The organism is Noviherbaspirillum sp. ST9 (genome assembly GCF_048799745.1).
Lineage (GTDB): Bacteria > Pseudomonadota > Gammaproteobacteria > Burkholderiales > Burkholderiaceae_D > Noviherbaspirillum.
In genome coordinates this window covers 40851-53102 of sequence record NZ_JBLWFR010000007.1, presented here as the reverse complement: position 1 = coordinate 53102, position 12252 = coordinate 40851, and the positions used below count along the sequence as shown (strand labels likewise).

At 62.1% G+C, this 12252-nt stretch carries 10 protein-coding genes; 7 read left to right on the top strand and 3 right to left on the bottom strand.

Annotated elements, in window-relative coordinates:
• Positions 1-73: 73 nt before the first annotated feature.
• The gene (locus ACNOHI_RS16830) at positions 74-1549 is read right to left on the bottom strand and encodes a PLP-dependent aminotransferase family protein (RefSeq protein WP_420475850.1); all 1476 of its coding nucleotides are present in this window, start codon (positions 1547-1549) and stop codon (positions 74-76) included.
• Positions 1550-1658: 109 nt separating this feature from the next.
• Between ACNOHI_RS16830 and ACNOHI_RS16825 the strand changes: the two genes are divergently transcribed.
• The 7 genes from ACNOHI_RS16825 (at position 1659) to ACNOHI_RS16795 (ending at position 7750) form a co-directional block, all read left to right on the top strand.
• Positions 1659-2354 (top strand): aspartate/glutamate racemase family protein, encoded by a 696-nt coding sequence (locus ACNOHI_RS16825; RefSeq protein ID WP_420475849.1) that lies wholly within the window; start codon positions 1659-1661, stop codon positions 2352-2354.
• A 2-nt stretch (positions 2355-2356) separates the two neighbouring features.
• Complete coding sequence (locus ACNOHI_RS16820) at positions 2357-2947, top strand: LysE family translocator (RefSeq protein ID WP_420475848.1); 591 nt, start codon at positions 2357-2359, stop codon at positions 2945-2947.
• A gap of 9 nt (positions 2948-2956) precedes the next feature.
• On the top strand, positions 2957-3838 hold the full coding sequence (locus ACNOHI_RS16815; RefSeq protein WP_420475847.1) for a DMT family transporter: 882 nt from the start codon (positions 2957-2959) through the stop codon (positions 3836-3838).
• A gap of 39 nt (positions 3839-3877) precedes the next feature.
• Positions 3878-4336 (top strand): RidA family protein, encoded by a 459-nt coding sequence (locus tag ACNOHI_RS16810; RefSeq protein ID WP_420475846.1) that lies wholly within the window; start codon positions 3878-3880, stop codon positions 4334-4336.
• 21 nt (positions 4337-4357) lie between these two features.
• Positions 4358-5191 carry a PhzF family phenazine biosynthesis protein gene (locus ACNOHI_RS16805; RefSeq protein WP_420475845.1) on the top strand — a complete coding sequence of 278 codons (834 nt, stop codon included), beginning with the start codon at positions 4358-4360 and terminating at the stop codon, positions 5189-5191.
• A gap of 32 nt (positions 5192-5223) precedes the next feature.
• Positions 5224-6426 carry a pyridoxal-phosphate-dependent aminotransferase family protein gene (locus ACNOHI_RS16800; protein ID WP_420475844.1) on the top strand — a complete coding sequence of 401 codons (1203 nt, stop codon included), beginning with the start codon at positions 5224-5226 and terminating at the stop codon, positions 6424-6426.
• A 130-nt stretch (positions 6427-6556) separates the two neighbouring features.
• Complete coding sequence (locus tag ACNOHI_RS16795) at positions 6557-7750, top strand: PLP-dependent aminotransferase family protein (protein ID WP_420475843.1); 1194 nt, start codon at positions 6557-6559, stop codon at positions 7748-7750.
• A gap of 72 nt (positions 7751-7822) precedes the next feature.
• Here ACNOHI_RS16795 and parC read toward each other — a convergent pair whose 3' ends face one another.
• Together parC and ACNOHI_RS16785 are read right to left on the bottom strand one after the other, a co-directional pair.
• Positions 7823-10135 carry a DNA topoisomerase IV subunit A gene (gene parC, locus ACNOHI_RS16790; protein ID WP_420475842.1) on the bottom strand — a complete coding sequence of 771 codons (2313 nt, stop codon included), beginning with the start codon at positions 10133-10135 and terminating at the stop codon, positions 7823-7825.
• A 28-nt stretch (positions 10136-10163) separates the two neighbouring features.
• Positions 10164-12146 (bottom strand): DNA topoisomerase IV subunit B, encoded by a 1983-nt coding sequence (locus ACNOHI_RS16785; RefSeq protein ID WP_420475841.1) that lies wholly within the window; start codon positions 12144-12146, stop codon positions 10164-10166.
• Between the last annotated feature and the right edge of the window lie 106 nt (positions 12147-12252).

Sequence of the window (12252 nt, the reverse complement as noted above, 5' to 3'; positions counted from 1 at the left end):
GCACGCCTTCCGGACCATGTCTGGAAGACAACTCTAGCGATATGGGGATGGCCGGGCGGATTTCAAGGCCGGTTTAGCGTGCGATATTCCCGATTTCGCGTTCGAGGAAGCGCAGCAGACCGATTTCCCCGGCACTCGCCACATTCATCCGCATCCGCGTCGATGGCAGCTGGCTGGGCGAGAACAGGCTGCCGGGCGCCAGCAGATAGCCTTCCTGGACCGCTTTTTCCGCCAGAACGTTGGTATCCACGCCGGTATCGATCCAGACAAACATCCCGGCCGGCGTCGTGATGTCGGCCTTCAGTCCGACGCGCTCCAGCTGCTTGATCGTCTTGTCTCGGACTGAATCGAGCTTGCCGCGCAGCCGGTCGACGTGCTTCCGGTAATGGCCTTCGGACAGGATCTTGTACACCGTGCGTTCGCCGATGTCGGACGTCGTGAGGGTAGTCAGCATCTTGCGGTCGGCCAGCCGCTGCGCCATTTCCGGTGAGGTGGCAATGAAGCCGACACGCAGGTTGGCCGCCAGCGTCTTGGAAAAACCGCCGAGGTAGATCACCCGGTTCAACTGATCCAGCGAAGCGATGCGCGTTGCCGGCTGAACGCTGCTGCCGGGGTGCAGGTCGCAGTAGATGTCGTCTTCGACGATGGTGATGTTGTGCTGCTCGGCGATCTTCAGGATCTGGAAGGCCTTCGCTGCCGACAGGGAGGTGGACGTGGGGTTGTGCAGCACCGAATTGATGACGTACAGCTTGGGCTTGTGCAGTTCGGCCAGCTCCGCCAGCTTGGCGATATCCGGGCCGTCGGGCAGGCGCGGGATGCCGACGACCTTGGCGCCCAGTGTGGCGAAGGAGCCGAACATCAGGAACCACGCGGGATCGTCGACGAAAATTGTATCCCCCGGCTGCGTGAAATGACGCGCGATGAGGTCCAGTCCCTGCGTAATGCCGGAGGTGGTCACGAATTGCTCGGGCGAAGCGGCGATTTCCAGCTCGGCCAGCTTCAGCTGGAGCTGCTGGCGCAGCAGCAGGGAGCCTTGGGGATTGCCGTACTGCAGGAGCAGGCTCTGGTTTTGCCGGCTGATCGCGCGCAGGGCGTTGGCGACCAGTTCGCCGTCCAGCCAGTCGGCGGGCAGCAGGCCGGAACCCGGCATCTTTTCCTGCGGATGCTGGCGGAACATGTTGCGGACCAGCCAGACCACGTCGAGGTGCTGGGGCATGGCGTCCACTGCGCGCGGCGCATTGCTTGCCACCATCGGCGAGCGTTCCCGCACATAGAAACCCGAGCCCCGGCGCGACTCGAGGTAGCCCTTTGCCACCAGCCGGTCGTAGGCTTCGACGACCGTGAATCGCGACACGCCGTAGGTTTCCGCGTACTGCCGGATCGACGGCATGCGTGCTCCGCTGCGCAGCAGCTTGTCGTCCACGCGCGCCTCGATGGAGCGCACGATCTGGTCGACGAGTGATTCGCCGCCTTCGCGCGACAGGACCTGCGGCGCCGCGACGCTGAATTCCGCGGTGACGCCTTTACGCATGCTGGCTGTATTGGTCATTTTGCCGTGACAGTGGTTGGGATTATTTGAAAAGGTGTACTGGTACTGTACCGGTATAGTCGTTTAGGATAGTTCAACACCTGAAAAACTTCAATCGCATGGAGACGTCATGAAAACAATCGGCCTGCTGGGCGGCATGAGCTGGGAATCCACCGTTCCCTACTACCGCATCATCAACCGGACCGTGCAGGAAAAGCTGGGCGGACTGCATTCGGCGAAGCTGTTCCTGTATAGCTGCGATTTCGAGGAGATCGCGCAGCTGCAGCGTGCCGGCGAGTGGGACGAGGCCGCCAGCCGGCTGGCGCGCGCAGCGAAGTCGATGCGGGCTGCCGGTGCCGACTTCCTGGTCATTTGTACCAACACCATGCACATCGTCGCCGACAAGATCGCATCGGAAGCCGATATTCCGCTGTTCCATATCGTCGAGCCGACGGCGCAGGAAATCCGCCGCAGTGGACTGAAGAAAGTCGGGCTGATCGCGACCGGCTTCACGATGGAAAAGGATTTTTACAAGCAGCGCATGCGCGAGCGCCATGGCATCGAGACGATCGTGCCGGACGAGGCCGATCGCGCCGTGGTGCACAGGGTGATTTACGAGGAACTGTGCCGCGGCGTGGTGCGCGACGAGTCGCGCGAGGCCTACCGCCGGATCATCCGGCGCCTGGTGGAGCAGGGCGCGGAAGGCATCATCCTCGGCTGCACGGAGATCTCCATGCTGATTTCGCCGGAAGATTCGCCCGTCCCGGTGTTCGACACCACCGCCCTGCATGCGCGCAAGGCGGCCGAATACGCGCTGGGTGGATAACCATGGAAACCCTGCTTCCGCTCGCCACCTTCGCCTTCGTGTCCTCGATCACACCGGGGCCGAACAACATCATGCTGACGTCGTCGGGCATCCTGTTCGGCTTCGTCCGTTCGATTCCGCATATGCTTGGCATCACCTTCGGCTTCGGTGTGATGCTGGTGCTGTGCGCTGCGGGCATTGGAAGCCTGGTGCTGGCTGTTCCCGCGATCCATGTCGTGCTCAAGTCGCTCGGCTCCGCTTACCTGCTGTACCTGGCCTGGCAGTTGCGCAGCATGGCATTCCGTCAGGACGCCGATACGTCTGCCAAGCCGATGTCATTCCTCGGCGCGGCGCTTTTTCAATTCGCCAACCCGAAAGCATGGGTGATGGCCGTGACCGGCGCGTCCGCCTTCCTACCTTTGGTGCAACCGGTGTGGTTTGCGATTGCCCTGTTCTGCCTCGTGTTCTGCGCGATCAACCTGCCATGCGTTAGCGTGTGGGCGGGAACGAGCGCGGTGCTGCGGCGCTATTTGGCGCAGCCGCTATGGCAACGGATGTTTTGCGGCGTGATGATGGCGTTGACCGTGTATTCCGCCATTGCAATCTGGATGTAGGAGCGGCAGATGAGCACAAGTGTGACGCAGGAAACGCGGGGCATGTGGCTGGGGACGGTCGGTGTTGCGATCTTCAGCCTGACGCTGCCGTTCACCCGCATGGCAGTGGAGGAATTGAATCCGGTGCTGGTTGCGCTTGGAAGGGCGGTCGTGGCGGCGGCTGCTTCCGCCGCTTTGCTATGGTGGATCGGCGCGCCGCGGCCGACGCGTTCGCAGTTCCGGGCGCTCATCATCACCTCGCTCGGCGTTGTGGTCGGCTTCCCGGTGTTCTCATCGATTGCGATGCGCTATGTCCCGGCTTCGCACGGCGCCATCGTGGTGGGCATACTCCCGCTGGCGACCGCCTTGTTCGGTGCATTGCGCTTCGGCGAGCGGCCTTCGCCCGGCTTCTGGATTGCCGCGCTTGCCGGCAGCGGCCTCGTCGTCGGGTTTGCTCTCTGGCAAGGCGGCGGGAGTTTGCATCCCGCGGACTTTGCCCTGTTTGCCGCGACGATTGCGGCTGCGATGGGCTATGCCGAAGGCGGCAGATTGTCACAATCCATGGGCGGTCAGCAGGTCATTTCCTGGGCGCTGGTGCTGTCGATGCCGGTGTTGCTGCCGATCACGGTCTGGCTCGGCTGGAACTATGGCATGACGGCCTCCGCCAAGGCCTGGATAGGATTCGGCTATGTCTCCCTATTTTCGATGTTTATTGGGTTCTTCTTTTGGTATAAAGGGCTGGCGTTGGGCGGTATCGCACGCGTCGGGCAGGTGCAGTTGCTGCAACCTTTCCTGACGCTGGTCGGTGCGGCCCTGATCCTCGGCGAAGCGCTCGATCCGCGCAACTTCCTGTTCGCCATGGCCGTCATCGCCGTCGTGGCAATCGGACGGCGCACGGCGGTGAAGCGTTAAAATCGTCATCCCTTATTCCCCATCCATCAGGAGAGCATCTTGTCCGTCTACGAAAAACTGAAAGCACTCAACATCGAACTGCCGGCAGTGGCCGCACCGGCCGCGTCCTACGTCATGTTCGCCCAGACCGGCAATACGGTGTTCCTGTCCGGCCACATCGCCAAGAAGGACGGCAAGCCCTGGGTCGGCCAGCTCGGCAAGAACATGACGACCGAAGAAGGCAAGCTGGCTGCACGCGCCGTGGCCGTCGATCTGATGGCGACCCTGCAGGCAGCCTGCGGCGGCGACCTCAATCGCGTGAACCGCATCGTCAAGGTGATGAGCCTGGTGAACTCGACCTCCGAATTCACTGAACAGCACCTCGTCACCAACGGCGCTTCCGACCTGATCGGTGAAGTCTTCGGCGAGAAGGGCAAGCATGCCCGTTCCGCCTTTGGCGTCGCCCAGGTTCCGCTCGGCGCCTGCGTCGAGATCGAACTGATCGCCGAACTTTCCTGATCCGATACAAGGACAATCGCCATGCAGCAGCGCCGCTTCCGCCAGGTCGATGTATTTACCGCCGAACCGTACAAGGGCAATCCCGTTGCTGTCGTGCTTGATGGCGACGGCCTGGAGACGGCGCAGATGCAGGCGATTGCGCGCTGGACCAACTTGTCCGAAACGACGTTCGTTTGCTCGCCGGAGCATCCGGATGCGGACTACCGGCTGCGCATTTTCAATCCGGCGAACGAAATGCGCTTTGCAGGGCACCCGACGATAGGCAGCGCACACGCAATGCTGTCGTCGGGGTTCATCCCGAAGCGCGACGGCGCGCTGGTGCAGGAATGCGGCGTCGGACTGGTGCAGATGCGGATTGACGATACCGGCATCCGGATTGCACTTCCCCGCGCGCAGTTCAAGACCGTGGACAAGGAAACCCGAGCGCTGGTGGAAGAAGCATTGGGCGCATCGCTAGTGGAAGACCCTGTCGTCGTTGATCTCGGCGTCGCCTGGCTGACGGGGCAGGTTGCAAGCGGCGAACTGCTGCGCAGCCTGCGCCCCGACATGAATCGTATCGGCATGGCCACGACACGGGCGGTGGCGAGCGGGCTGAACATCTTTGGCCTCGATGAGGCGACTGTCGAAGTGCGCTCTTTCGCGCCGACCGAAGGCACGCCGGAAGACCCGGTCTGCGGCAGCGGCAATGGCGCAGTCGCCTATTACCTCCGCGAACGACGCGGGCCGGTCGATTATCGCGCACGGCAGGGGCGTTGTATCGGCAGCGATGGTCAAATAGAAATTACCTACGAAAATGATGTGATCTGGCTCGGCGGCTTGGCAGTAAACTGCATCGAGGGATACATTAGCGCCTGACCCGCCAACTTTTCATTTCGACAGACACCTACATGGAAACCTTTCAACCGCCATCCGTTGCATCGCTCGACCATATCCTCCCGCAGGAACCGCTGCTGATGATGGGCGCCGGCCCCGTGCCGATCCCGCATAAGGTGGCCTACGCCAACTCCATCGTCATCAATCACCTCGGCGAGACGATGAACAAGGTGATCGAGCAGGTGAAGGAGATGGGACGCTACGTCTTCCAGACCTCCTCGCGCCATGTGCTCGGCGTTGCCGGTCCTGGTTCAGCGGCGATGGAAATGGCGATCTGCAACCTGGTCGATCCTGGCACCAAGGTGCTGGCGGTATGCAACGGCTACTTCAGCCGCCGCATGGCCGAGATGGCGACGCGCATTGGCGCACAGGTGACAACGCTCGACGTGCCCGACAACCAGGCGGCCGATGTCGAAGCCGTTGAACACTACCTCAAGCAGGGCGATTACCAGACGCTTACGATCGTGCAGGGCGAGACATCCAATACCGTCTTCAACCGCAACCTCGAAGCCATCGCGCGCCTTGCCAATTCCTACGGGTGCATGGTGATTGTCGATGCCGTCTGCACCCTCAGCACCATGCCCCTGGAGATGGACCGCTGGAAGGTCGACGCCGTGATTACCGGCGGGCAGAAGGGCTTGTCGTCCATTCCCGGCGTATCGCTGCTTGCCTTCTCCGAGAACGCCTGGAAACGCATCGAGGCGCGCAAGAAACCGATCACCCACTGGTGCCTGGACGCGCTGCTGGCCGACAAATTCTGGAACCAGAAGTCCTACCATTACACCGCGCCGGTCTCCGGCATCCTCGCGCTGCACGAGGCATTGCGCCTGGTATGCGAAGAGACGCTGCCGCGCCGCTTCCAGCGTCACGAAGTCTGCTCCAAAGCGCTTCAGCGCGGTATCGAGGCGATGGGGCTCAAGCTCCTCGTGCCCGAGCAAGCGCGACTGAATTCCGTGGTCGGGATCACCATTCCTGACGGGATTTCCGGCGACGCCGTCCGCACGCACATGTCGCGCGTGCACCGCGTCGAAATTTCCGGCTCCTTCGGCCTGAACATTGTCCGTATCGGCCAGATGGGCGAGCAAAGCCGCGCGCATAACCTGTTCCGGACCTTGCATGCGTTCGGATCGAGCATGCAGTACGCGGGCGCATCCCTCGATCTCCCGGCCGGCATCGCCGAGCTGGAAAAGGGCTTGTCTGAAAAGTTTTCAGCTTAGGCCGTTGTTTCAATACGCAGGTAAAATCGACTATTTCGGCCGGCATGTATCCCATGCCGTCTTTTAGCAGGTGCGCCACAAGCGTGCTGACATAACAGGCGTACAACGCCATTCAACCAGTGAGACAAGTATGAAAATGGAAAACCCGACTCCCATCCAATGGCAATTCTCCGAGCGCGCGCAGCAGCTGCAAAGCTCGGTCATCCGCGAAATCCTCAAGGTGACGGTGCGTCCCGACGTGATTTCTTTTGCGGGTGGCCTGCCGTCGCCCGAGACCTTCCCCGTAGAGCGCATGCGCGCTGCCTTCGACACGGTGTTGTCGAACCAGGGCAAGGTGGCACTGCAGTACGGCCCGACGGATGGCTATGGTCCGCTGCGTGAATGGATTGCCGACTCCTTGTCCACCGACGGCGCGAAGATCGTGCCCGAGCAGGTGCTGATGGTGTCCGGGTCGCAGCAAGGACTCGATCTGCTGGCGAAAGTACTGGTCGACGAAGGCAGCAAGGTGCTCGTGGAGACGCCGAGCTACTTGGGCGCGCTGCAGGCATTTTCCGTCTACCGTCCCGAATTCGTCTCGGTTCCCACCGACGACCATGGCTTGATTCCCGAACAACTCGCCGATGTCGCGCCGGGCGCGCGCCTGCTGTACGCACTCCCGAATTTCCAGAACCCGACCGGCCGCTCCCTGTCCGTCGAACGCCGCGTCGCGCTGGTCGAAACCTGCGCACGCCTCGGCCTGCCGCTGATCGAGGACGATCCCTACGGCGCCCTCAGCTACCGCGGCGACCCGCTGCCGAAGATGCTCACGATGAACCCCAACGGCGTCATCTACATGGGTTCCTTCTCCAAGGTACTCACGCCGGGTATCCGCCTCGGTTACGTGGTCGCTCCCGTGCCGCTCATCCGCAAGCTGGAACAGGCCAAGCAGGCAGCGGACCTGCACACGGCACAACTGACCCAAATGGTTGTTCACGAAGTGGTCAAGGACGGTTTCCTGAAGGAGCACATCCCCACGATCCGCAAGCTGTATGCGGACCAGTGCGAAGCCATGCTTGGCGCACTGACCGAGTTCTTCCCGTCGTCCGTCACCTGGACGCGTCCGGAAGGCGGCATGTTCATCTGGGTCACGTTGCCGAAGCACATCGACAGCATGAAACTGCTCGACGAGGCGATCGCACAGAACGTCGCCTTTGTTCCGGGTGCGCCGTTCTATGCGAACGCACCCGAGAAGAACACGCTGCGCCTCAGCTTCGTTACCGTGCCGCCGGCCAAGATCCGCGAAGGCGTGGAGAAGCTGGGCAAGCTGATTACTGCCAAGCTGTAATTCTCGGGGAATGGCGGCGGCAGACATGCCGCCGCCATCTTCCGGGCACCTGATGTGCCCGTTTTAGTGCATTTATCGAATTGCCTGCAATCCCGCCGGCTTGATCTTCGACTCCAACGCCTTGCCCTTGCGCGCGCGCTTGCCGATATGCGGTGCAAGTGCCGATGCAGACAGGGAAACTTCCTGAGCTTTCCCGCCGCGTCCGGTTCCGGACACTGAGACACCCCTCTGGCTGATCGGCTGTGCAGCAACCAGCTTCTCGTTCGTCTCCAGGTCCATCAGGATGACACCACGTCCTCCTCCGGAAAGGGTCTTGAGTTCATCCAGGCCGAAGACCAGCAAACGGCCTTTTTCCGACAGGCACGCCACAGCGCTGGCATCGGCAAGTACCATGCGCGGTGCGAGTGGCTCGTCGCCGTCATCCAGCGTCTGGAAGGCCTTGCCGGCCTTGATGCGGCTGACCATGTCGCCCGCTTTGGCGCTAAAGCCGTAGCCCGCCGTGGATGCCAGCATCAGGATCGTGTCTGCCGGACCGGCGAAATAATGCAGGATGCGCGTGCCGCCGGCGACCTCGATCAGCGTGGTGACCGGTACGCCGTCTCCGCGCGCGCCGGGCAGGGCGGAGACTGCAACCGAGTAAATGCGGCCATTGGAGCCGAAGGCGAGCAGCGTGTCGATCGTACGGCACTCGAACGTGCCGTAGAGGCTGTCGCCGGCCTTGAACGTGAATTGCGCCGGATCGTGGCCGTGGCCGGTGCGCGCGCGCACCCAACCCTTCTGCGAGATGACAACGGTCACCGGTTCGTCGATCACCTTCTGCTCGACGCTGGCGCGCTCCGCTTCCTCGATGAGCGTGCGGCGCGCGTCGCCAAACTGCTTGGCATCGCCTTCGATTTCCTTGATGACCAGCCGCTTCATCGACGAGGGGTTGTCGAGCAGGTCATGCAGCGTTTCCTTTTCCTTGCGCAGATCCGACAGTTCCTGCTGGATCTTGATCGCTTCGAGGCGCGCAAGTTGGCGCAAACGGATTTCCAGGATGTCCTCGGCCTGGCGGTCGGACAGCTTGAATGTCTGTATCAGTGCTGGCTTCGGCTCATCCGATTCCCGAATGATCTTGATGACCTTGTCGATATTCAGCAGGACCGCTTCGCGGCCTTCCAGGATATGGATGCGGTCGTCGACCTTCTGCAAGCGGAAACGGGTACGGCGGGTGACCGTATCGAAACGGAACTCGATCCACTCGTGCAGGATATGCGACAGGCCCTTCTGGCGAGGACGGCCGTCGCGGCCGATCATCACGAGGTTGATCGAGCTGCCGGTTTCCAGCGAGGTGTGCGCCAGCAGGATATTCATGAACTCGGTCTGGTCCTGGTTCTTCGATTTCGGTTCGAAGACGAGGCGTACCGGCGCATCCTTGCCGGATTCGTCGCGCACGGTGTCAAGTACCGACAGGATCATCTGCTTCATCGCCAGCTGGTCGGGCAGCAGCGATTTCTTGCCGAGCTTGACCTTCGGATTCGTGAGCTCTTCGATTTCCTCGAGGATCTTTTGCGCGGAAGTGCCCGGTGGCAGCTCCGTGACCACCGCCTGCCACTGGCCGCGCGCGAGGTCCTCGATCTTCCAGCGAGCGCGCACCTTCAGCGTGCCGCGGCCGTTTTCATACATTTCCGCGATCGCCGTCGCCGGTGTGATGATCTGGCCGCCGCCCGGGAAGTCGGGACCGGGGACCATTTCCATCAATTCGGCGTGGGTGATCTTCGGGTTGCGGATCATTGCCACGGCCGCCTTGGCGACTTCGGTCAGGTTGTGCGACGGGATTTCCGTGGCGAGGCCGACCGCAATGCCGGACGCGCCGTTAAGCAGCACGAAGGGCAGGCGTCCAGGCAGCAGCTTCGGCTCCTGGGTCGAGCCGTCATAGTTCGGTTGGAAATCAACCGTGCCCATGTCGATCTCGTCGAGCAGCAGTTTCGAGATCGGGGTCAGGCGCGCTTCCGTGTAACGCATGGCCGCGGCGCCGTCGCCGTCGCGCGAGCCGAAATTGCCCTGGCCGTCGATCAGCGGATAGCGCAGCGAAAAATCCTGCGCCATGCGCACCAGCGCGTCGTACACCGACTGATCGCCGTGCGGATGCAGCTTGCCGAGCACGTCGCCGACCACAGCAGCGGATTTGCGCGGCTTGGCGGCGGAGTCGAGGCCAAGTTCGTGCATCGCATACAGGATGCGGCGCTGGACCGGTTTCTGGCCGTCGCAGACATCCGGCAATGCACGGCCCTTGACGACCGAGATGGCGTAGTCGAGGTAGGCACGCTCGGCAAAGGTCGCGAGCGTGAGCGCTTCGCCGTCACCCGACGGCGCTTCTTCAAACAGGGTGGCTTGTTCAGTCATTGTTTCACTTGTCTATTGATCGCGGCCATCAGATATCGGCTTCGGCTTCGTTGCCGTGCTCTTCGAGCCAGGCGCGGCGTGCGGCGGCTTCGCCTTTGCCCATCAGCATGTTGAAGCGCGATTCGGAGGCGGCGAGGTCGAAGTCGCCGAGCGACACCGGCAGCAGGCGGCGCGTGTCCGGATTCATGGTGGTTTCCCACAGCTGCTCCGCGTTCATTTCACCGAGACCCTTGAAGCGGGAAATGCTCCAGGCGCCTTCCTTCACGCCGTCCTTGCGCAGCTTGTCTTCGATGGCTGCCAGTTCGCCGTCGTCCAGTGCGTACAGCTTCTGCGCCTGCTTCTTGCCGCGCGCGGGGGCGTCGACACGGTACAGCGGCGGACGGGCGACACAGATGTTGCCGTGGGCGATCAACTGCGGGAAGTGCTTGAAGAACAGCGTCAGCAGCAGCACCTGGATGTGCGAGCCGTCGACGTCCGCATCGGAGAGGATGCAGATCTTGCCGTAGCGAAGACCGGAGAGGTCCGGGGTGTCGTTCGGTCCATGCGGGTCGACGCCGATTGCGACAGCGATATCGTGGATTTCATTGTTGGCGAACAGGCGGTCACGTTCGGTTTCCCAGGAGTTCAGTACCTTGCCGCGCAACGGCAGGATGGCCTGGAATTCCTTGTCGCGGCCCATCTTGGCAGAGCCGCCCGCGGAATCGCCCTCGACGAGGAAAAGCTCGTTGCGGGAGATGTCGTCCGATTCGCAATCGGTGAGCTTGCCGGGCAGCACAGCCACACCGGAGGATTTTTTCTTTTCGACCTTTTGCGCCGAGCGCAGGCGGGATTGCGCCTGCTTGATCACCAGTTCTGCCAGCTTCTTGCCGTAGTCGACGTGCTGGTTGAGCCAGAGTTCGAGGGCTGGGCGGGTGAAGGAGCCCACAAGACGCACCGCGTCGCGGGAATTCAGGCGCTCCTTGATCTGTCCCTGGAATTGCGGATCGAGCACCTTGGCCGACAGCACGAAGGAGACACGCGCAAACACGTCTTCCGGCAGCAGCTTGACGCCCTTGGGCAGCAGCGCGTGCATTTCAACGAAGCTCTTGACCGCATTGAACAGGCCTTCACGCAGGCCAGCTTCGTGCGTGCCGCCCGCAGGCGTCGGGATCAGGTTGACGTAGGACTCACGCACGACATTGCCATCTTCCGTCCAGGCGACGACCCATGCGGCGCCTTCACCTTCGGCAAAGCCTTCCGCGTCGTTGCCGGCGTATTGCTCGCCTTCGAAAAGCGGGATGAGCGGCTCGGCGCCGGAGGTTTGGGCCAGCGATTCCACCAGGTAGCCGCGCAGGCCCTGGTCGTATTTCCAGGTCTGCGTCTCGCCGGTCTTGCCGTTGACCAGGGTGACTTTCACGCCCGGAAGCAGGACCGCCTTGGAACGCAGCAGGCGCTGCAGTTCGGCGCTGGGGATGGCGGAGGAGTCGAAGTACTTGGCGTTCGGCCAGACGGTTACGCGCGTGCCGGACTTCTTGTCTTCCTTGCCTTGCGGACGCGATTTCAGTTTCTCGATCACGTCGCCTTCGGCGAAAGCGATCTGGTGCACGCCGCCTTCGCGCCAGACGGTGATTTCGAGGCGAGTGGAGAGGGCATTCGTGACCGACACGCCGACACCGTGCAAGCCGCCGGAGAAGGAGTAGGCGCCGCCCGAACCCTTGTCGAATTTGCCACCCGCGTGCAGGCGCGTGAAGACGATCTCGACGGTCGGCACTTTCTCTTCGGGGTGCAGGCCGACCGGAATGCCGCGGCCGTCATCCTCGACGCTGACACTGCCGTCGGGATTCAGGGTAACGATGACGTTCTTGCAAAAGCCGCCGAGCGCTTCGTCGGAGGCATTGTCAATCACTTCCTGGATGATGTGCAGCGGGTTTTCGGTGCGGGTGTACATGCCCGGACGCTGCTTGACGGGTTCGAGTCCTTTCAGGACGCGGATTGACGATTCGCTGTAATCGGAAGATTTTCTGGTTGCCATTCAATGGGAAGCGGAGTTGCTATAGGGTATGCATTAACGCATAAGTCCCAGCATTCTAATGAAAATCGGCGCTCGTCGGGCATTGGTTTCGGCCCTGCAAGCGGTT